Raw genomic sequence first — 20,659 nt, forward strand, 5'->3', positions numbered from 1 at the left:
GCCATTCGGCCCCCAAGCTTGCCAACAAAAACCTTCGATTGTAGGCAGCAGGCTGGCGGCCACAGCAACGCGGCCTCGCGCAGGGCTTATCATCGGTTGCGGAGGCTTGCGCAATGTTGCTGGTTCTATCCCCTGCCAAGGCGCTGGATTATGAGACGCCGCCCACCACCCCAGTGGCCACGCAGCCGTTGTTTGTCGAGCAGGCTGCGGAGCTGATCGCCATCCTGCGGCAAAAGTCGCCGCAGGAGGTGGCCGAGTTGATGGACTTGAGCGACGCGCTGGCGCAGCTCAACGTGGCGCGCTACCAGGCGTGGCAGCCGCAGTTCGGCCCGCACAACAGCAAGCAAGCGATCCTGGCGTTCAACGGCGACGTCTATGAGGGGCTGGACGCGCGCAGCCTGGGGCCGGACGACCTCGACTGGCTGCAGCGCCACGTGTGCATCCTGAGCGGCCTCTATGGCGTGCTGCGCCCGCTGGACTGGATGCAGCCGTATCGGCTGGAGATGGGCACGCGCTTGAGCACGCCGCGCGGACGCAACCTCTACCAGTTCTGGGGCCCGCGCATCGCCGAGTACCTGTCGCAGCGCGCCGCCGAGGACGACGGCCTCATCGTCAACCTCGCCAGCGAGGAGTACTTCAAGGCCGTCGATCCGAAGGCGCTGCGCGCGCGCGTCGTCACCTGCGTGTTCGAGGAGCGGCGCGGCAGCGGCTACAAGGTCATCAGCTTTCTGGCCAAGCGCGCGCGCGGCCTGATGACGCGTTGGGCGGCGCTGCACCGCGCCGCCGACGTCGAGACGCTGCAAGGCTTCGACAGCGAGGGCTACCGCTACGCGCCGCAAGCCTCCACGCCCGAGCGGCTGGTGTTCCGGCGCGACGAGCGCGGCTGAAAGCGGCGTGCCGCGCGCTACACTGCGGCGCGATGAGCCAGACCATCACCCCAGAGCTGCGCGCCTGGATCGTGCAACAGGCGCAAGCGGGCTGCACGCCGCAGTCTGTGCTGGCCGCGATGCGCCGCGCCGGCTGGGACGAGGACGTGGCCCTGACCGCGATGGAGGAGGTCCTTCAAGCGCATTTGGCGACTTTGCCGATGACGACCTCTTTGCCCCGTCCCCACTTGGCGTTGGACGGCGGGCCTCGGGCGCTGGATGCGGGCGACCGCGTGGTGCAGGTGATCGCCACGTTGCGCCGACCGCGCTTGGCGGTGCTGGCCAATGTGCTGTCGCATGAGGAGTGCGAGGCGCTGATCGCGCTGGCGGCGCCGCGCCTGCAGCGCTCGCGCACGGTGCAAACCAGCACCGGCGGCGAGGAACTCAACCCCGACCGCACCAGCGACGGCATGTTTTTCCGCCGCGGCGAGACGCCGCTGATCGAGCGCATCGAGGCGCGGCTGAGCCGCCTGCTGCACTGGCCGGTGGAGCACGGCGAGGGCTTGCAGGTGCTGCGCTACCGCGCCGGCGCCCAATACAAGCCGCATTACGATTATTTCGACCCCCAAGCGGCGGGCACTGCGCGCTTGACGGCGCGCGGCGGCCAGCGCGTGGCCACGGTGGTCATCTATCTGAACGAACCTGAGCGAGGCGGCGGCACCACCTTTCCGGACGTGGGGCTGGAGGTGTTGCCGCAGCGCGGCAGCGCCGTGTTTTTCGCCTATGACCAGCCCGATCCCGCCACGCTGACGCTGCACGGCGGCGCGCCGGTGCTGGAAGGCGAAAAGTGGGTCGCGACCAAATGGCTGCGCGAACGGCCGTTTACGCCCTGACCTTTGAGGACGCCATGCAAGAGGCTGAAGGCGGCGCGCCTGCCGCGTGGTTGCACACGACGCCGCTGGGGCAATCCAGCGCCTACCCTGACCGTTACGACCCGGGCCTGCTGTGCCCGCTGCCGCGCGCAGCGGCGCGCCAGGCTTTGGCGTTGCAAGGGCTGCCGCCGTTTACCGGCGCCGACGTCTGGACCGCTTACGAAGTGAGCTGGCTGAACCCGCGCGGCAAGCCGCAGGTGGCCATGGCGCAGTTCACCATTCCCGCTGAAACGCCCAACCTGATCGAAAGCAAGTCGCTCAAGCTTTACCTCAACAGCCTCAATCACGAGCGCATGGCCAGCCTTGAGGAGGTGCGCGCGCGGCTGCGCGCGGATTTGACCGAGGCGCTGTGGCGCGGCAGCGAGCAGCCCCCTGGCCACATTGGAGTGCAATTGTGGACACCTGCACAATGGGGCGGCGAGCTGCACGGCGCGCTGCCGGGGCTAAGCTTGGATCGGCTCGATGTCGAGTGCACGCACGATGAGCCGGATACGGCGCTGCTGCGCGCCGACGCCACCCAGCCGCCGGTGCAAGAGGTGCTGACCTCCGACCTGTTTCGCAGCCTGTGCCCGGTAACGGGCCAGCCGGATTGGGCCAGCGTGCAGATCGCCTACACCGGCGCGCCGATCGACCAGGAAGGCTTGCTGCGCTACCTGGTGGGCTTTCGCCGCCACGCCGGCTTTCACGAGCAGTGCGTCGAGCGCATCTTTGTTGACCTTTGGCGGCGCTGCCAGCCGGTGCGGCTGGCGGTGCTGGCGCGCTTCACGCGCCGCGGCGGGCTGGACATCAACCCGTGGCGTACCAGCCATCCGCAGCCTCTGCCCGCAGCGCTGCGCTTGGCGCGGCAGTAAGCGGGCCTTGTTGCTGAAAAAAACGGCACCGTGACGGCGACCCTTGCGGCTGCAGGCATCGCAGGCGTCGTTCAGCCGTTGTGCACAGCCTCATCCACAGCTGGCGGGGACAAGCGGTTGCGGCTGGCGGCGTTACGCGTCGGTCTGGCCGGTCAACAGCCGCTGCACCAGCTCCACCGTGCTGCGCGCGCCCACCTTGCGCATCAGGCGCGCGCGGTGCACTTCCACCGTGCGCGGGCTGATGCCGAGCTGGCGCGCGGCCTGCTTGGCGGTGCAGCCCTTCAGCAGCAGCGCCGCCACCTCGCGCTCGCGGGCGGTCAAGCCCGGCTGCGCCGGACGGTGCGCCGACAGGTCTTCGAAGCTCCAGATGCCGGCGGCGTGCGGGTCGGCGCGATCCAGCGCGCGGCCCATCACGTGGCACCAAAACAACTGGCCGGCTTGCGCGCCGCCCACGCGGCGCATCAGACGCTCATCGGCATACGTGCCGCAAGCGTTGAGGATCGGCGCGATGCGCTCGCCAAACCGTTCAAATTCCGCCGCGCTGGGGTAGAGAATGCGAAAGCTTTGGCCGACCAGCTCCGCGCGCGTGGCGCCAAACATCTCGCACAGCGCTTCGTTGCAGTCGATCATCACGCGACGGCGCGACAAAGCCAGGCCCACCGGGGCCAGCTCAAAGGCCAGCCGATAATCTTCCAGCGTCGGGTATGAGGGCTGGGCGGGCGGCATCCGGGTTAGTCGCTAAGCCATTCTACTTACATCCAGCCGGTGTATCGTAAAGGCTGTTCCCACCAACCAACAGGAGCACCCATGAACAAGATCTACCCCAGCGCCCGGGCGGCCCTTGAGGGGGTGGTGCGCGACGGCCAGCTCATCGCGGTGGGCGGCTTCGGTCTGTGCGGCATCCCCGAAGCCCTGATCGACGCGCTGCGCGACAGCGGCGTCAAAGATCTGACGGTGATTTCCAACAACGCCGGCGTCGATGGCTTCGGTCTGGGCAAGCTGTTGGAGACGCGCCAGATCAAAAAGATGATTTCCAGCTACGTCGGCGAAAACAAAGAATTTGAACGCCAATACTTGGCCGGCGAATTGGAGATTGAATTTACGCCGCAGGGCACGCTGGCCGAAAAGCTGCGCGCCGGCGGCGCGGGCATTCCGGCCTTTTACACCAAGACCGGGGTCGGCACGGTGGTGGCCGAAGGCAAGGAACACCGCGAGTTCAACGGCGAGACCTACATTTTGGAGCACGCGCTGTTTCCGGAGGTGGCGCTAATCAAGGCCCACGTGGCGGACCACGCCGGCAACCTGCGCTTTCGCTTGACGGCGCGCAACTTCAACCCGGCGGTGGCCATGGCTGGCAAGATTTGCATCGCTGAGGTTGAGCAGCTGGTGCCCACCGGCGCCATCGAGCCCGACGACGTGCACCTGCCCGGCATTTACGTGCACCGCATCGTGCACAACCCCAACCCCGAAAAGCGCATCGAGCGCCGCACCACGCGCGGCGAGCGCCCGGTTTGACCCCTTGTTGGCCGCTTCAAGGAGAGCGCATCATGCCCTGGACGCACGATGAAATGGCCGCGCGCGCGGCCCAAGAGCTGCAAGACGGCTTCTACGTCAACCTTGGCATCGGCCTGCCGACGCTGGTGGCCAACCATGTGCCCGACCACATCGAGGTCTGGCTGCAAAGCGAAAACGGTTTGCTCGGCATTGGCCCTTTTCCATATGAGGACGAAGTCGATCCCGACCTGATCAACGCCGGCAAGCAGACCATCACGACGATTCCGGGCTCATCCACCTTTGGCAGCCACGACAGCTTTGCGATGATCCGCGGCGGCAAGATCAACTTGTCGATCCTGGGCGCGATGCAGGTCACGCCCAAGGGCGATCTGGCCAACTGGATGATCCCCGGCAAGATGGTCAAGGGCATGGGCGGCGCGATGGACCTGGTGGCCGGCGTGCCGCGCGTCATTGTGCTGATGGAGCACGTGGCGCGCAAGAAAGACGGCACCGAGGACTTGAAGATCATTCCCGAATGCACCCTGCCGCTGACCGGCAAGGGCGTGGTGGATCGCATCATCACCGACCTTGGCGTGATGGATGTCACGCCCGAGGGGCTCAAGCTGGTGGAGCTGGCCCCCGGCGTGACGCGCGAGTTCATCCAAAGCAAGACCGGCGTGCCGCTGCTGTAAAGCCGCCGCGCGGGCTGGCGCCGCTGAGGATGACGATTCAATGACGACCTCTCCAAGTCGCCCCCGCATCGGCCTGGCGCTGGGCAGCGGCGCGGCGCGTGGCTGGGCGCACATTGGCGTGCTGCGCGTGTTGCAAGAGGCCGGGTTGGAGCCTGACGTCGTTTGCGGAACCTCGATCGGCGCGCTGGTTGGGGCGGCCTACTCAGCCGGCGAGCTCGACCGGTTGGAAGCGTGGGTGCGCTCGCTCGGCTGGCGGCAGGTGGTCGGGCTGATCGACCTGCGCTTCGGCGGCGGTCTCATCCAAGGCGACAAGTTGGAGGCGTTGTTTCGCAGCCGCTTTATCGATGGCGGCATTGAGGCGTTGCCCAAGCCCTTTGGCTGCGTGGCGACGGATCTCGCCACCGGGCGCGAAGTCTGGCTGCGCCAGGGGCCGGTGATCGAGGCGGTGCGGGCTTCGATCGCCATCCCCGGCGTTTTCACCCCGGCGCGGCAGGATGGGCGGCTGCTGGTGGACGGCGGGTTGGTCAACCCGGTGCCGGTGTCGCTGGCGCGCGCGATGGGGGCGGAGGTGGTCATCGCCGTCGATTTGAACTGGGATCTGATGCGCCGGCGTCAGCGCGTGGCCAGCCGCGCGCGCGGGCCGCGGCGCGGGCTGCTGGAAGGATTGCTGCAGCGCTGGCGCGGCAGGGGCGCGGATGAGGTCGCCTCTGGGGCTGCGCAGGTCGCCGAAGCTTCGAAGGAGACCGTCTCGCCCTCGTTGCTGGATGTGTTGACCACCAGCATGGCCATCGTGCAGTGGCGCATCACGCAAAGCCGCCTGGCCGGCGAGCCGGCTGACGTCGTCATTCGCCCGGCGCTGGCAGACGTAGCGGCCATGGATTTTCACCGTGCGGCCCCGGCCATCGCAGCCGGTCGGCGCGCCGCGGAGCAGTCGCTGGCGGCGGTGCGCGAGGCGCTGGCGCTGTTGGATCCCGGCGCTGCGTTGCCGGCTGGGGACGATCAAGCCGCGGATCACCCAGTCTGAGCGCCCGCCCGTCGCCGTTGACGTAGCCGCCATCTGAACCAGCCGCAGCGCAGCAGCGCGCCAGTGACCAGCACCACCAGACCCGCGGCCAAGATGTCGGTCGGAAAGTGCGCTCCCTGCAGCACGCGCACCGCGCCGACGGCCAGTCCCGCCGCCAGACCCGCGGCCAGCGCCCGTAGCCAGGAGCGGCGGGCGCGCAGCGCCCCCCAAGCCAGCACCGTAAAGCCCGCCGCGGCGTGGCCGCTGGGCAGGCTGCAATTGCGCTCGCACGCTGAGGACGGCTGCCAAAACGGCTGATACGCTGCCGAGCCGCCCCAGTGTTCCACGGCACGCGGGCGGGGCCGGCCCCAGTGGTCTTTCAGCAGCAGGTCGATCACCAAGCCGTGGGCCACGAGCGCCATCAGCCACAGCGCCCAGGCCGCGCGGCGCCAGGCAGGCCGACAGCGCCTGCGCGGCCACACCAGGATCACGGCAGCCGCCAGCAAGACGAGCCAGCCCGCGCGCGGCACCCAGCGGTAAAGCGCCTGGGCCCAAGCCCACTCGGTGCCGATGAAGACGCCGCGCTGGGCGTCGAACGCCAAGTGGGTCAGCGCCACGTCGGCGCCGCTGAGCTGGACTGCGACCATCGCCGCCAACAGCGCCCCGGCAGCCCACCAGCCTGGGTCGAGTCGGCGCTTCATGGAGCCTTCGGTGGCAGGGGGTGCAGCTGCCACGCCCAAAGCGCCCGCGTTTGGCCTGACAACGGGTCGGTCCAGTGCGCCGAGGCCAGCGGGTCGGCTTGCACAGCGGCAAGGCGGGCGACCTGCGATCCGGCGACGGGGTCGTCCGCGATCAGCCAGACCGGTTGGTTTTGCCTCAGCAGCGTTTGCAGTCCGGCGACGTCCAGGCCGTGGCGCCACGCATCGTGGTAACGGGCCTGGCGCTGGGGATCCCAGGCGTACCATTGCACCGGTCGAGTGCGCCAGTGGTAGCGTCCGTGCGCCAGCACCGTGCGGGAGGCGCCAACCACCTGCGCGGGCGTGTTCGGCAGCGGTGCGGCCAGCTCGGCCCAGAGCACATCCCAGCCGCGCATGCGCGCCCAAAAATCCAAGCTGCGGGGCCACGGCTGCCCCAGCGCGCTGGCAATGCCGGGCGCCAGCAGCAGCGCCACCACCGCCAGCGCTTGCGGCGCCAGCCAGGCGGCAGCCTGCCGCGGCTGCAACGGCAGCCGCAGCGCCAGCCACGCCCACCCGCCCAACAGGGCCGGCGCGGCCCAATTGATGTTGGCCCCGCCGCGCGCGGCTTGCGCCAAGCCCAACAGCAGCAGCGGCGCCGACAGCAGCACGGCAAAGCGGCGGGCGGCTTGCAGGCGATCCGCTTGCGCAGCGGTCACGGTTGCAGGGGAGGCTGTGGCATTGTGCGCCTGTCCAGCTCCGTCGGCTTGTCGGCGCGACCAGGCCAACCACGCCAGCGCCAGCGGCCCCAGCAACACCGCCTGCCCGAGCGCAAACGCCAGCGCGCCGCGCGCGGCGGCGTCGTCGTTGCGTTGCAGCGTGATGTCGGCGGTGTGGCGCCACGTGGGCCAACCCGCTTGCGCGTTCCAGGCGAGGTGGGGCGCAACGATCACGCAAGCGACCACGCTGGCCAGCAACCCGCCGCGCAGCATCGGCAGCCAGCGCATCGCAGCCGGGCGCAGCGCCACCGCCGCCAGCAGCGCGCCGGGAATGAAGGCCAACATGGTGTATTTCGACAGCACGCCCGCGCCCACCGCAGCGCCCAGCAGACCCCAGCGGATCGCCGAAGTGGGCTGTTGCAGCGCCGACCACAGCGCCCAGGCGGCCAGCGACCACATCAGCAGCAACGGCACGTCGGTGGTGGCGGCCCAGCTCAGCAGCAACAGCAGCGGCGAGGCCAACGCCAGCAGCGCGGCCAGCGCGCCCCGGCGCGCGTCGGCGCTCATGGCGGCAACCCAGCCGCCCAGCACCAGCGCGGTCGCTGCGGTCAGCAGGGACGACCAAGCTTTGACGCCGAGCTCATCGTGGCCGAAGAGGGCGGTGGAGCCGGCCATCAGCGCCGCGATCAGCGGCGGCTTGGAGTAGTAGCCCCACGCCAGCTCCTGCGACCAGGCCCAATATTGCGCCTCATCGACATGCAAGGCCACGCCCAACCAAGGCCACAAAGCGGCGGGCGCTGCGCATGATAAAAGCGCCGCCACGAGGGCGGCGGTGCGCCAACGGCGCGAAGGGATGGTGTCCGGACTCAAGGCGTATCGATAAAACGTTGCGTGCTGTAGAGCTCCAGCGGCAAGCGCGCAACGTTACCACGGCCCTTCACGTATTGCAGAAACGCGTCGGCGTAATCGAGGAAGGTGTCCTCGCGGTTGGCGCCGGCGATGGCTTTGAGGGTGGCGTAGCCGTCGCCGCCGCCGGCCATGAAATCATTGGCGATAACGCGGTAAGTGGCGTTTGAATCCAGCGGCACCCAACTGCCGGAGGGATTGCGCCACTGCAGGTTGCTGACGCGCTGACCCGCGGGTTGATTCAGATCGACCTCAAAGCGCAGGCCGGCGGCGTAGGGGTAAGCCCCTGTGTTGCCCGCCAGCACCGACGTCAGGCCATCCTCCAGCGCGGCCTTGACCTGCGCGCCGCTCATGCGCAGGCGCACCAGCGTGTTTTTGAACGGCAGCAGCGTGTAAACGCGCCCCACCGTGATGTCGCCCGGGGCGATGTCCACGCGCACGCCGCCGGCGTTTTGCAGTGCGATGTCGGCCCCGCCGAAGCGCTGCCCCTGCTCCAGGAACGCCTGCGCCACCAGCTGCTGGATGTCGCCGCCGTGGGCGTTGACGCGCTCGCTCTTGTTGCAGACGTCGCCCAGCGCCGAGCGCGTCACGTCGCGCTTGGTGCCGGGCACGCGGCGCAGGCACAGTTCCTCGGTGGCGGCGCCGACCTTGGTCTGGCCAAAAGCCGCTTTTTCGGCGGCCAGCGGCGCCAGCGCCTGCTCAGCCTTCGGCGACGGCGCCTGCACGCGCAGACCTGGCTGCGCGCGCAGGTCGGCCACCATCGCTGCGCGGTCGGCGTCGCTGAGCGCGCCGCTGGAGCGGCGCACGTTGTCGCTGACGAGGACATGCGGCTGGCCGGCGCATTCGGTCACCACGCCGCGGCCATCAAAGCGCACGCGCAGCTCGCCGACCGCGTAGGCGTATTGCCACGCCTGCACGATGCAGACCGGCTCGCCATCCTTGTTGCGAGCTTGGGTGGGGTAGGGGCCGCTGGGGGTCAGACCGACGTCGGCAAAGCTGCTGGGGCCCAGCAGGGTGTGCGAGTCGCCGCCAACGATGACATCCACGCCGCTTAAGCGCGCCGCCAACTGTTGATCGGCCTGATAGCCGAGGTGGGTCAGCAACACGATCTTGTTGACGCCTTGCGCGCGCAGCGCGTCGATCTCGCGCTGCGCGGCGGTGGCCTCGTCTTCAAAGGTGGTGCCGGCGTCGGGACGCGAGCTTTGAAGCGTCTTGGCTGCCACCGTCAGGCCGACGATGCCGATGGGCTGACCGCCGCGCTGCACCACGGTGCTGGCGCGCACTTTGCCGGCCAGCGGGCTGCCGCTGCGCGGCTTGAGGTTGGCCGACAGCACCGCGGTGCGGCAGCTGCCCTTGGCCAGCTCGTCGATGAACTTGGCTGCGCCGGCATCACCGTTGTCGAACTCGTGGTTGCCCAGCGTCAGCGCGTCGAAGCAAACCGTGTTCATCAGCGTGGCGTCGGCGCGGCCTTCGGTCAGCGTGTAGTAAAGGTCGCCGGTGATGGCATCCCCCGCGTGCAGCGTCAACACGTTGGGCTGGCCGCTGCGCAGCGCTTCAATCGCGCCGGCCACGCGCGCAAAGCCGCCCAGATCAACCGTGACGGCCTCGCGCGCGCCGGCGGCGTTTTTGAGCCGCAGCGTGGTGGTCTCAGCGTCCAGCCGCGAGTGGTGATCGTTGAGGTGCAAGATGGTCAGATCCAGCGGATCTCCATCCGAAGAGCCCAGACAACCCGCCAGGGCGGCGCTGAAGGCAACGGCCATCGCCCCGCGCAGCAAGGGGCGGCAAACCAACGGCTGACGCAACACGGGCATGCTCCTTTGCGATATCCGGCGTGAGCCGGGCGCGCGCCCGGCCCGGGTCATGGTTGAGCAACAATCTCGACCAAGATGTTGCCGCACGCCCTTGACGGTTCCGTGACCGCGGTTTCCGGGCGGCCGCGGCGACCGCTTTCGGCTGGGCCCCCTCAGGCAGGGAGGGTCAAGGTTGCCGTGGCGTCCACCGAGTAGTTGCGCGACTTGACCGTGCTGACAAACACCCAGTTGGCTTGCACCTGCTGCGGCGTGAAGGTCAGCAGCAGCAAACCGCGGCGGGCGGTGTCGGCGTAGCGCAAGTCATCCACCACGCTGAGGAAGATCTGACGCGTTTGCTCGGGCGGCAGGGCTTTCAGATACTCCTCCAGACCCGGCGAGCTGACGGCGGGCGTGGCCAACTCATGGCCGACCACCGTGCCGTCCAGCAGCGTTAGGCGGCTGGCCCAGGCGTTGTGGGTGTCGCCGGCCAGCACCACCAGGCGCTTGCGCAGCTGCGCGGCGGTGGCCAGCACGCGCTCGCGCTCGGCGGGGTAGCCGTCCCAGGCGTCCAGGTTGTAGCCGAGGCGCGGGTTGCGCGCCGGGTCGAGCAGCGCGCGCTGGGCGTCGGTCAGCGCGGCGGGGTTCTGGGCCGCCACCGCCTTGGCGGTCAGGTACTCCTGGATCGCCAGCTGCGCCCGCGCGAGGCCCTCGGCCGTCATGTTCTCCGGGTTCAGGTGGCGCAGCACGCTGACCGGAAACGTCATGCGCGCCATCAGCACCTGCTGGCCCAGCACCTGCCAGGTGGCGTTGGACGCGCTCATCTGGCGCTGCAGCCACTGCAGCTGCTCCGCGCCCAGCAGGGTGCGCTGCGGCGACACCAGCGCCGCCTGGGCCTGTGCCGCCGTGGCCGGGTTGAGCAGGTCGGCGAACTCGATCGGCTTGTCGCGCGCCAGCAGACGAGTTTCTAGCATGTGCAGCGCCAGCAGCCCGCCGAAGTCGAAGCTGCGGTAGATCTGGCGCAGCTCAGCGGGGTTGGGCGTGCGCACCGGCATCCATTCGTGCCACGCCTGCAGCGCCGCGGCGCGGCGGTCGGCGAAGCGGCCTTCGCGCCCCTCGGTATGGTTTTCCGCGCCGTCGCGGTAGCTGTCGTTGGCCAGCTCGTGGTCGTCCCACACCGCGATCAGCGGCATGGCGGCGTGCAGCGCCTTGCTGTCGGGGTCGCTGCGGTATTGGGCGTAGCGCTGGCGGTAGTCGTCTAGCGTGAGGCACTCGTGCGCCGGGCGCGAGACGCGGCCCAGCGCCTGCGCGTCGGCGCTGGCGTAGCCGTCGGCGCCGTATTCGTAGATGTAGTCGCCCAGGTGCACGGCATACTCGGCGCCGGCGCGCACCGCCTCGGCGTAGGCGTGGAAGTAGCCAGCCGGATAGTTGGAGCAACTGAACACCGCCAGCCGCACCTGCTGCGCCCCGGCCGCCGGCAGCGTGCGCGTGCGTCCGACCGGCGAGACGGTGGCCCCGTGGCGGAAGCGGAAGTGGTAGCTCTGCCCCGGACGCAGCCCGGTGGCATCGACCTTGACCGTGTGGCCGCGCGCGGCGGTGGCCTCGGCGCTGCCGCTGGCCACGATCTGCGCAAAGGTGGCGTCGGTGGCCACCTCCCAGGTCAGCGGCACCGGCGCGTCGCTGCCGGGGTAGCGCGCGTGCGTCCACAAAATCACCCGGTCAGCCAGCGGGTCGCCGCTGGCCACGCCGTAATCAAACAACGGCGCCGGCTCGTCGCCGCCGCCGCAGCCGCTCAGCAAGGTGGTTCCGCTCAGCGCCGCTGGCAGGGCGGCCAGACCGACGATCACTTCGCGGCGGCGCATCGTGGTTGGGCTCGTCATCGTTGAACATCCCTCCGCATCCAAAATGGCGCTGCAAGCGAATGCGCTGCAGCGTGCGGGGGGTTATCGCGCCCCTGCGTGACAGTCCGGTGAATCGGGTTGAAACAAGGCGCGGGGCTGCTGTCCAATAGGCGACAGCGCAGGCAGGCTTGCCCAGCGGCAGGGCTGACCGCTTGCCGGGTGCGTCAGCGCCAGCTCCGCCGCGTGCAGCAGCAGGCGCGGGGCGGCGCGGCGGGCGGGGCCGTCGGCGTAGAGCGGGTCGCCGAGGATCGGGTGACCCAGCGCCGCCAGGTGCACGCGCAGCTGGTGCGAGCGACCGGTGAGCGGGCGCAGCTCGAGCCGCGTGGCCCAGAGCCCGCCCCAGCGCTCGAGGCTCAGGATGCGCCAGCGCGTGTGGCTCGGCTTGCCGTGGCGGAAATCGACCTTGCTGCGCGGACGGCGCGGCCAATCGACGATGAGCGGCAGGCGCACGTCGCCCCAGCCGTCGGGCGCCTCGGGTGCCAGCGGCACGCCGGCCACCACCGCCACGTAGGTTTTGTGCACGCGGCGCTCGGCGAACGCCAGCGACAGCGCGCGCTGCGCCGCCGCGCCGCGCGCCAGCACCATCAGGCCGGAGGTGTCCATGTCCAGCCGGTGCACGATCATGGCGTCCGGCGCGTGGCGCCGCACGCGCGCGGCGACGCAGTCGGCCTTGTCGGCGCCGCGGCCCGGCACGGCCAGCAGGCCGGCGGGCTTGTCCACCACGATCAGCGCATCGTCCAGGTGCAGGACGGGGATGCCGTCCCACACCCCCAGCGGCGGCGTCACGTCTGCGCGCCCTCGACGATCAGGCGCAGGCGCCGCTGGCCCTGCCAGTCGTCGGCCTCCAGCCGGTACGCGAGCTGTACCCGCGCCGGCAGCGCCTCGGTGTGGCCAAACCAGATGCCCTCCAGTGGCTGGCCCTGCACGCGCAGGCGCAGCGCCAGGTGCCGCTCGCCGACCAGACGCTGGCCCAGCACTTCCACTTCGTCGCTGAACACCGGCGCGGCAAAACCCTGGCCCCAGACCTGGGCGTCGAGCAGCTCGGCGGTGTCGGGGTGCAAGCGCTCGGGCTCCAGCGCGCCGTCGGTCGGCAGCCGCCGCTGCAGCGTCGCCTCGTCGAGCCACTCCGCGGCCACCGCCTGCAGCGCGGCGTCGAACGCCGGCCAGGCGTCGGGGCCGACGGTGCAGCCGGCGGCCATCGCATGCCCGCCGAAGCGCAGCAGCAGCCCGGGGTGGCGCTTGGCGATGGCATCCAGCGCATCCCGCAGGTGAAAGCCGGCGATCGAGCGCCCAGAGCCTTTCAGGCACGGTGTGCCATCGTCCAGCCGCGCCGGGGCGAACACGAACACCGGGCGGTGCAGCCGGTCCTTCAGCCGGGCCGCCACGATGCCGACCACCCCTTCGTGGAACGAGGGGTCGAACAGCGTGACCGCCGGCGCGCCCGCTGCGGCGTCCGCCAGCGCCCGCTCGGCCAGTTGCGCCAGCGCCTGCTCGCGCATCGCCGCCTCGACGCTGCGGCGCTCGCGGTTGAGGGCGTCGAGCTGGCGCGCCAGCGCCTCGGCCTGCGCGGCGTCGTCGGTGATCAGGCATTCAATGCCCAGCGCCATGTTGTGCAGCCGACCGGCGGCGTTGAGCCGTGGCGCCACCGCAAAGCCGAGGTCGAAGGTGCTGGCGCGCGCGGCGCGGCGGCCGCTTGCGGCCAGCAGCGCCGCCAGGCCCGGCGGCATCGCGCCGGCGCGGATGCGCTTGAGACCCTGCGCCACCAGGCGGCGGTTGTGCGCGTCCAGCCGCACCACGTCGGCCACGGTGCCCAGCGCCACCAGCGGCAGCAGCCCGTCCAGCCGCGGCTGGTCGTGCGGGCCAAAGACCCCGCGGCGGCGCAGCTCGGCGCGCAGCGCCAGCAGCACGTAGAACATCACGCCGACGCCGGCCAGGGCCTTGGACGGAAACGGACAGCCTGGCTGATTGGGGTTGACGATCACGCAGTCGGCGGGCAGGCGCGGCTGGCCGTCTTGCACCAGCGGTAGGTGGTGGTCGGTGACCAGCACCTGCAGCCCCAGCGCCCGCGCGTGCGCCACGCCGTCGAGGCTGGCGATGCCGTTGTCCACCGTCACAAGTATGTTGGCGCCAAGCGCGCGCACGCGCTCGGCCAGCGCGGGCGTCAGGCCGTAGCCGTCGCGCACGCGGTCCGGCACCAGGTGGCGCACCCGGTCCCAGCCGAGCGCCGCGCCCAGCAGGCGCAGCCCCCGTACCGCCACCGCGCAGGCAGTGGCGCCGTCGCAGTCGTAGTCGGCGACGATGCCCACCGTCAACCCCTGCTGCAGCGCGTCGGCCAGCAGCTGCGCTGCCTCGCGCGCGCCGAGCATTTGATCGGGCGGCGGCAGGTTCGCCAGCGCGTCGTCCAGCTCCTGCGGGTCCGCCACGCCGCGCGCGGCGAACAGCCGCGCCAGCAGCGCGTCGCAGCCGGCCTGCTGCAACGCCCAGGCGGTGCGCGGCGGCACCGGACGAGGTTGCAGCGTCAGCGTCATAGGCCAATCCACCACGGCTCGACGACCGGGACTGCCGCCGCGCGACGCTGCCACGGCCACCACCTGCGCCGCGGCGGGGCGGGCGGCGTAGAGGGATCCACGCACCAGGTGCGCCAGCCGCGCTCGCCGCACAGCGTCAGCCAGCGCGGCTGGCCGTCCTGCTGCGCGGCCTGCAGCGCCGGGGCCAGCAGGTCGGCGTCCAGCCGCTGCCAGGTCCGCCGCCAGGCGTCAACATCGCGGCGCATGGCGCTGGCAGTAAGGTCATCGCGCAGCGCCACCGTCGCCTCGCCGTAGGCCGGCCCGGCGGTGCAACAGCCCGCGCCGTCGATCCACAGACCGTTGACCACCGGTTGGCCATGCTCGGCGCGCGCTCGGTTGACCGGATGGTCGCGCCACAGCATGATGGCCTCTTCCAGCCATCGACGCAGCGCAGGAGCTTGGGGCGAGGCGCCTCCGCCCAGCCAGGCGGGATCCAGCCGCCGATGCGCCACGCGGTGCAGGCTGGGGCCGCGCCAGCCCTGCAGCAGCGGGCTGCACGCCAGCCAACGGTCCGGGCGGTCGGTTTCGGTCAGCGTCAGGCCGTCCTCAGCGGCCCAAGGCGTCCACGCCGCGCGCAGCGCACGGCTCTCCTCCCAGGTCAGCCCCAGCATCTCCGGCGGGCGCAAAACCATGTGGTCAAGGCTAATCTCCCAATGGCACGGCAGCAGCCAAGCGCAGGGTTGGGGCTGCCCGTGCTGCCAGCTTGCCCAGGGCAGCGCCCCGTCCTCGTCAGGCCAGCCGAGTTGCCGGGCCAGCGCCCGCTCATGCGGCAACGACAGTGTCTCGGGGCCGTCGTTGACCTGCGCCGTGCAGCGGCCCTGGGCCAGCCAACGTTGCAGGGCTGGCAGCGACAGCTTGGGGAGTTCGGCCTGAAACGCCAGGTCATCGACGCTGGCCCAGGCGACGATCCAATGGCGAACCATGGGCATACCTCGATTGTCCTTGATCCACGCGCGATGACCGTGCCGACCGCCGGGCTGTAACGGCCAAGCGGTTACGATCGCGTTCTTGTTGGTTGATGACCCTCAATGGCCGATGCCGCTACCGTATGAACTTGTGATCGGCTGGCGCTACACGCGCGCCGGGCGCGCCGCGCGCCGCAATGGTTTTATCTCGTTCATCAGCGCGGTGTCGATGCTGGGCATCGCGCTGGGGGTGGCGGCGCTGATCATCGTGCTGTCGGTGATGAATGGCTTTCAGAAAGAGGTGCGCGACCGCATGCTGGGGGTGCTGTCGCACGTGGAGGTGCTGTCGGCCGACGGCGCCGCGCTGCCGGACTGGGCCGCGGCGGCTGCCGCGGTGCAGCGCCACCCTCGCGTGCGGGCGGTGGCGCCGTTCATCGCCGAGCAGGGTCTGCTGGCGCGCGGGCAGGACATGAAAGGCGTGCTGGTGCGCGGCATCGACCCGGCGCTGGAGCAGGGCGTGACGGCGCTGGGGGCCGACCTGGCCGGCGACGCGCTGGCGCGACTGCAGCCCGGCGCCTTCGGCGTGGTGCTGGGCGCGGCGTTGGCCCGCCAGCTCGGCGTCGTGGCGGGCGACGCGGTGACGCTGATCGTGCCGGGCGGGCAAGTCACGCCGGCCGGCGTTGCGCCGCGCTTGCGCCAGCTGACCGTCGTCGGGCTGTTCGACTCCGGCCATTATGAATACGACGCCACGCTGGCGCTGGTGCATCTGCAGGACGCCGAGCGGCTGTTTCGCGTTGAGGGGCCTACAGGGCTGCGCGTGCGGCTGGACGACCTGCATGCTGCGCGCGCGGCGGCGGTGGAGCTGGAGGCGGCGCTGGCCGCCGCGGGGCAGGGCGGCGTGGTGGTGCGCGACTGGACGCGCGCCAACCGCACGTGGTTCGCCGCCGTGCAGCTGGAAAAGCGCATGATGTTCATCATCCTGACGCTGATCGTGGCGGTGGCGGCGTTCAACCTCGTCTCGACGCTGGTGATGACCGTCACCGACAAGCGCGCCGACATCGCCATCCTGCGCACGCTGGGGGCCAGCCCCGGCAGCGTGATGGCGATCTTCGTCGTGCAGGGAGCGGTGGTCGGCGTCGTCGGCACGCTGGCCGGGCTGGCGCTGGGGCTGGCGGTGGCGCTGCACATCGACACACTGGTGCCGGCGCTGGAGCGGCTGCTCGGTGTGGCGTTCCTGCCGCAGGACATCTACCTGATCAGCCGCATGCCCAGCGACCCGCAGGCCGGCGACATCGTGCCGATCACGCTGATCGCGCTGCTGCTCGCGTTGGCGGCCACCCTCTACCCGAGTTGGCGCGCCAGCCGCGTGCGTCCGGCGGAGGCATTGCGCCATGAGTGAGCCGGTGCTGCAGGCGCATGGGCTGGTCAAGCGCTACCGCGAAGGCGGGCTGGACGTGACTGTGCTGCGCGGGGTGGAGCTGGCGGTGCGCGCTGGCGAGACGGTGGCCATCGTCGGCGCCTCGGGCTCCGGCAAGAGCACGCTGCTGCACCTGCTGGGCGGGCTGGACGCGCCCAGCGCCGGTCAGGTGCGCCTGCTCGGGCAGGACTGGCAGCGCTTGTCGGTGCGCGAGCAGGGGCGGCTGCGCAACCGGGCGCTGGGCTTCGTCTATCAATTCCATCACCTGTTGCCGGAGTTTTCGGCGCTGGACAACGTGGCGATGCCGCTGTGGATCCGCCGCGAGCCGTACGCCGCGGCGGCGCGCGTGGCGGCGCAGTGGCTCGAGCGCGTCGGCCTGGGCCAGCGGCTGGCACACCGGCCGGCGGAGCTCTCGGGCGGCGAGCGCCAGCGCGTCGCACTGGCAAGGGCGCTGGCCGGCGCGCCCGCCTGCGTGCTGGCCGACGAGCCCACCGGCAACCTCGACCGCGACACCGCCGCCGCGGTGTTCGACCTGATGCTGCAGCTGGCGCGCGCGCACGCAACGGCGTTTGTCGTTGTCACGCATGACGAGCTGCTGGCGGCGCGCTGCGACCGCTGTTTGCGGTTGGCAAACGGCGTGCTGCAGCCGGCGCGATGAATTTTGTCAATGGCGTCGATCGTGGGGTTTTGATCCTGATCAGGGTTTACACTGATCAATATATTCGCAAATGCTCATATAGTTCGGGTCGTGAGTTCGTTGTCCGCCAGCGCGCCATCGCACGACCTGCAGCCGGTTTTTGAGTCGGTGGGGCGTGTCTTCAGCGTGCTGGGAGAGCCGGCGCGGCTGCGCATCTTGCACGCGTTATGCCAGCAGGAGCGCTGCGTCAACGACATCATGCAGGCCACCGGGCTGACGCAGGCCAATGTGTCGCGTCACTTGGGGCGGCTGTATCAAGCAGGCCTGCTGGTGCGGCGGCGCGAAGGGTCGCAAGTGTTCTACCGGGTGGCGGACTCCGCGCCGCTGGATTTGTGCCGCGTCATCGCCGAGCAGGTGCAGGCGCGCCAGGCCGGGGCGCAGCGTGACGGCGATCGGTTTGCTTCGGTCTTTCCTCTCGATACAAAGGAACAAGCCAGTGTCTGACAATCTCCGCGATGTGATCGGCCGGGTGGTGCCAGCCCCGGAGAACCACCTCAGCCCCGAGCTGTTGGAAAAAGCGCGCAAGGCGCGCCGCAGCTTCATGGCCAAGGCCTTGGCCATGGGCGCCGGCGCGGCCTCCACGGCGATCGCCGGCAAGGCCATGGCATCGCCGGAAGGCGACGACGCCATTCTCAAGCTGCCCGAGCACACCACGGGTCTGGGGCAGCCGGTGGCCGCGCGCGGCTACGGCATGCCCAGTCAGTGGGAGAAGAACCTGCAGCGCCGCGAAAGCCCTGGCTTGACGCGCGTGTCGCAGGCGTCGGTCAGCTTCACGCCGTTGCAGGGCCTGTTCGGCATCATCACGCCCAGCGGCTTGCATTTTGAGCGGCACCACCAGGGCTGGTGGGACATCGATCCGTCCAAGCACCGCCTGATGGTGCACGGCGACGATGGGCTGATCAAGCGTCCGCGCGTCTTCACGATGGACGAGCTGATGCGCTTGCCCAGCGTCTCGCGCATCCACTTCCTGGAGTGCGGCGCCAACACCGCGATGGAGTGGGCCAATGTGGCGGTGCCGACCGTGCAGTACACGCACGGCATGCTGAGCTGCTCGGAGTTCACCGGCGTGCTGCTGTCCACGTTGCTGGAGATGTGCGGCATCGACCTGAAGCGGGCCAAATACGTGCTGGCCGAAGGCGCCGACGGCTCGTCGATGACGCGCACCATCCCGATCGAGCTGGCGATGGACGACGTCATCGTCGCGTGGGGGCAAAACGGCGAAATGTTGCGCCCCGAAAACGGCTACCCGCTGCGCTTGGTGGTGCCGGGCGTGCAGGCGGTCAGCTCGGTGAAGTATTTGCGCCGCATCGAAGTCGGTGACAAGCCCTGGAATACCAAGGACGAGTCCATTCACTACATCGACCTGCTGCCCAACGGTCTGCACCGGCAATACAGCGGCATTCAGGAGTGCAAGAGCGTCATCACCACGCCATCGGGCGGCCAGATGCTGTTGGACAAGGGCTACTACAACATCTCGGGCTTGGCGTGGTCCGGTCGCGGCACGATCAAGGCGGTGGACGTTTCGGTCGATGGCGGCCGCACGTGGCGTCCGGCGCGGCTGGAAAAGCCGATCCTGCCCAAGGCGCTGACCCGCTTCAACTTCGACTGGGTCTGGGACGGCAAGCCCGCCATCCTGCAGAGCCGCGCGATCGACTCCACCGGCTACGTGCAGCCCAAGATCAACCAATTGCGCGCGGTGCGCGGCACGCGCTCGATCTACCACAACAACGCCATCCAGAGCTGGCTGGTGTCGGAAAACGGCGAAGTCTCCAACGTGCAGGTGTACTGAACATGAAGCGCTTCCAACAAACCGTTCGCGCGGCCGCGGTTGCCGCCGTTCTGACCGCCGGCCTGGCCGGGGCCGCGCACGCCAACAAGGCGCAAAGCGCCAAGCCTTGGGCGGATCTGGGCCGGCCGCCCACGCCGGCGGAAATCAAAGCGTGGGACATCGATGTGCGTCCCGACTTCAAAGGACTGCCCAAAGGCTCCGGCTCGGTGGCGCATGGCCAAAAAGTTTGGGACGAAAAGTGCGCCTCGTGCCACGGCGAGTTTGGCGAGTCCAACGAGGTGTTCACGCCGATCGTGGGCGGCACCACCAAGAAGGACATCGAAACCGGTCGTGTAGCCAACCTGCACGTTGACAAGCACTACCCGCAGCGCACCACGCTGATGAAAGTGCCCACCATCTCGACGCTGTGGGACTACATCAACCGCGCGATGCCGTGGAACGCGCCGAAGTCGCTGTCGGTGGAAGACGTGTACGGCGTGGTGGCCTACATCCTGCACTTGGGCGATATCCTGCCGGCGGACTTCGTGCTGAGCGATCAAAACATCGCCGAAGTGCAAAAGCTCATGCCCAACCGCAACGGCATGACGTTGGACCATGGGCTCTGGCTGCCGAACTACAAGTTCAGCGGCAAGCCGGATGTGAAAAACACGCGCTGCATGAACAACTGCCCGGTGGAAGGCGACATCAAATCGATGCTGCCTGAAAACATGCGCGACGCGCACGGCAACCTGTTTGAGCAACAGCGTCTGATCGGTCCAATGCGCGGGGTGGACACCACCAAGCCGCCGCGCAAGGAGCCTCTGGCGCCCAAAAGCTGATCGCACAAAGCCGGCCCCGATGGGGTAGGCAATCCAGACGAACCGACGCAGTCGAGCAAGACTCTAACCACTGCCCGCCCCGCGGCGGGCGCTTGATCCACAACGACAGGAGATGACGATGAAGCAACTGGTGACGACGTTGGCCGCGGTGGCGGGTTTGGCTGCCTTGACCGTTCCGGCCCACGCGATGGATGCGGCTGCGGCCAAAGCGCTGGCGCAAAAAAGCGCGTGCATGAGCTGCCATGCCGTGGACAAGAAAATGGTTGGCCCGGCTTACAAAGCCATCGCAGAAAAATACAAAGGGATGAAGCCGGAGGAGCTGGCTGCCTCCATCAAGAAGGGTGGCTCTGGCAAGTGGGGCCCGGTGCCGATGCCGGCGCAGACGGCGCTGAGCGACGCTGACGCCAAGACGTTGGCGGAGTGGATTTTGGCGGGCGCGCCCGACAAGTAAGATACCAGGTTCGTAACATAGGCGAACCGTGTTCAGCAAAGGAGTGTAGCGATGAAACACAATCGACGCGCCGTGCTCAAAGCTGGCAGCGCGCTGGCGACGCTGGTGTCGCTGGGGGTGATCACGGCCGAGCAGGCGCTGGCCTCGCCGCGTGCGGCGTTTGAGGCCAAGAGCCTGGCCGATGCGCTCA

General features: G+C 69.5%; 20 protein-coding genes. 12 read left to right on the plus strand and 8 right to left on the minus strand.

The window, feature by feature from the left end; translation table 11 throughout:
* The first annotated feature begins 113 nt into the window (after positions 1-113).
* The 3 genes from yaaA to queF are packed head-to-tail and all read left to right on the plus strand — an operon-like array spanning position 114 to position 2,649.
* Positions 114-887, plus strand: coding sequence for a peroxide stress protein YaaA (gene yaaA, locus Talka_RS08595; RefSeq protein ID WP_143890702.1), 774 nt, complete (start codon positions 114-116; stop codon positions 885-887).
* 32 nt (positions 888-919) lie between these two features.
* Positions 920-1,759 carry a 2OG-Fe(II) oxygenase gene (locus Talka_RS08600; protein WP_143890703.1) on the plus strand — a complete coding sequence of 280 codons (840 nt, stop codon included), beginning with the start codon at positions 920-922 and terminating at the stop codon, positions 1,757-1,759.
* 14 nt (positions 1,760-1,773) lie between these two features.
* On the plus strand, positions 1,774-2,649 hold the full coding sequence (gene queF, locus Talka_RS08605; protein WP_143890704.1) for an NADPH-dependent 7-cyano-7-deazaguanine reductase QueF: 876 nt from the start codon (positions 1,774-1,776) through the stop codon (positions 2,647-2,649).
* Positions 2,650-2,781: 132 nt separating this feature from the next.
* Here queF and Talka_RS08610 read toward each other — a convergent pair whose 3' ends face one another.
* Entirely contained in the window at positions 2,782-3,375 is a 594-nt protein-coding gene (locus Talka_RS08610) for a PAS and helix-turn-helix domain-containing protein (RefSeq protein ID WP_143890705.1), read from the minus strand.
* Between the two features lie 81 nt (positions 3,376-3,456).
* Between Talka_RS08610 and Talka_RS08615 the strand changes: the two genes are divergently transcribed.
* Genes Talka_RS08615 through rssA form a run of 3 tightly spaced genes read left to right on the plus strand, consistent with a single transcriptional unit; the run spans position 3,457 to position 5,859 of the window.
* Positions 3,457-4,164, plus strand: coding sequence for a CoA transferase subunit A (locus Talka_RS08615; protein ID WP_143890706.1), 708 nt, complete (start codon positions 3,457-3,459; stop codon positions 4,162-4,164).
* A 32-nt stretch (positions 4,165-4,196) separates the two neighbouring features.
* Positions 4,197-4,835, plus strand: coding sequence for a CoA transferase subunit B (locus Talka_RS08620; RefSeq protein ID WP_143890707.1), 639 nt, complete (start codon positions 4,197-4,199; stop codon positions 4,833-4,835).
* Between the two features lie 40 nt (positions 4,836-4,875).
* Positions 4,876-5,859 (plus strand): patatin-like phospholipase RssA, encoded by a 984-nt coding sequence (rssA, locus tag Talka_RS08625; RefSeq protein ID WP_143890708.1) that lies wholly within the window; start codon positions 4,876-4,878, stop codon positions 5,857-5,859.
* Here rssA and Talka_RS08630 read toward each other — a convergent pair.
* The 7 genes from Talka_RS08630 to Talka_RS08660 all read right to left on the minus strand — a co-directional run bounded on the left by Talka_RS08630 (position 5,847) and on the right by Talka_RS08660 (position 15,315).
* Entirely contained in the window at positions 5,847-6,539 is a 693-nt protein-coding gene (locus Talka_RS08630; protein ID WP_185970113.1) for a phosphatase PAP2 family protein, read from the minus strand. The two genes, rssA and Talka_RS08630, sit on opposite strands and share 13 nt — an antisense overlap.
* The gene (locus tag Talka_RS08635) at positions 6,536-7,999 is read right to left on the minus strand and encodes an ArnT family glycosyltransferase (protein ID WP_246100637.1); all 1,464 of its coding nucleotides are present in this window, start codon (positions 7,997-7,999) and stop codon (positions 6,536-6,538) included. Before Talka_RS08635 ends, Talka_RS08630 begins: the two co-directional genes overlap by 4 nt.
* Positions 8,000-8,097: 98 nt before the next feature.
* Positions 8,098-9,897 (minus strand): bifunctional metallophosphatase/5'-nucleotidase, encoded by a 1,800-nt coding sequence (locus Talka_RS08640; protein WP_246100632.1) that lies wholly within the window; start codon positions 9,895-9,897, stop codon positions 8,098-8,100.
* Between the two features lie 203 nt (positions 9,898-10,100).
* Positions 10,101-11,804 carry an alkaline phosphatase D family protein gene (locus Talka_RS08645; RefSeq protein ID WP_143890712.1) on the minus strand — a complete coding sequence of 568 codons (1,704 nt, stop codon included), beginning with the start codon at positions 11,802-11,804 and terminating at the stop codon, positions 10,101-10,103.
* A 63-nt stretch (positions 11,805-11,867) separates the two neighbouring features.
* Positions 11,868-12,611: an RluA family pseudouridine synthase gene (locus tag Talka_RS08650; protein WP_246100633.1), complete on the minus strand. Its 744-nt coding sequence runs from the start codon at positions 12,609-12,611 to the stop codon at positions 11,868-11,870.
* Positions 12,608-14,347, minus strand: a complete 1,740-nt coding sequence (gene recJ, locus Talka_RS08655) for a single-stranded-DNA-specific exonuclease RecJ (protein WP_143890733.1) — start codon at positions 14,345-14,347, stop codon at positions 12,608-12,610. The genes Talka_RS08650 and recJ overlap by 4 nt, the downstream gene beginning before the upstream one ends.
* A gap of 2 nt (positions 14,348-14,349) precedes the next feature.
* The gene (locus tag Talka_RS08660; protein ID WP_143890713.1) at positions 14,350-15,315 is read right to left on the minus strand and encodes a phosphoglycerate mutase; all 966 of its coding nucleotides are present in this window, start codon (positions 15,313-15,315) and stop codon (positions 14,350-14,352) included.
* A gap of 112 nt (positions 15,316-15,427) precedes the next feature.
* Between Talka_RS08660 and Talka_RS08665 the strand changes: the two genes are divergently transcribed.
* The 6 genes from Talka_RS08665 (at position 15,428) to Talka_RS08690 (ending at position 20,469) form a co-directional block, all read left to right on the plus strand.
* Positions 15,428-16,696, plus strand: coding sequence for a lipoprotein-releasing ABC transporter permease subunit (locus tag Talka_RS08665; protein WP_143890714.1), 1,269 nt, complete (start codon positions 15,428-15,430; stop codon positions 16,694-16,696).
* Positions 16,689-17,372 (plus strand): ABC transporter ATP-binding protein, encoded by a 684-nt coding sequence (locus Talka_RS08670; RefSeq protein WP_143890715.1) that lies wholly within the window; start codon positions 16,689-16,691, stop codon positions 17,370-17,372. The genes Talka_RS08665 and Talka_RS08670 overlap by 8 nt, the downstream gene beginning before the upstream one ends.
* A 90-nt stretch (positions 17,373-17,462) precedes the next feature.
* Complete coding sequence (locus tag Talka_RS08675) at positions 17,463-17,855, plus strand: ArsR/SmtB family transcription factor (protein ID WP_221933873.1); 393 nt, start codon at positions 17,463-17,465, stop codon at positions 17,853-17,855.
* A complete protein-coding gene (gene soxC, locus Talka_RS08680) occupies positions 17,848-19,200 on the plus strand; it encodes a sulfite dehydrogenase (protein WP_143890716.1) in 1,353 nt (450 codons plus the stop codon). The genes Talka_RS08675 and soxC overlap by 8 nt, the downstream gene beginning before the upstream one ends.
* Positions 19,201-19,202: 2 nt before the next feature.
* The gene (locus Talka_RS08685; protein WP_143890717.1) at positions 19,203-20,018 is read left to right on the plus strand and encodes a c-type cytochrome; all 816 of its coding nucleotides are present in this window, start codon (positions 19,203-19,205) and stop codon (positions 20,016-20,018) included.
* A gap of 118 nt (positions 20,019-20,136) precedes the next feature.
* On the plus strand, positions 20,137-20,469 hold the full coding sequence (locus Talka_RS08690; RefSeq protein ID WP_143890718.1) for a c-type cytochrome: 333 nt from the start codon (positions 20,137-20,139) through the stop codon (positions 20,467-20,469).
* The last annotated feature ends 190 nt before the right edge of the window (positions 20,470-20,659 follow it).

The sequence above is a fragment of the Tepidimonas alkaliphilus genome (assembly GCF_007556595.1).
Taxonomy (GTDB): Bacteria; Pseudomonadota; Gammaproteobacteria; order Burkholderiales; family Burkholderiaceae_C; genus Tepidimonas; species Tepidimonas alkaliphila.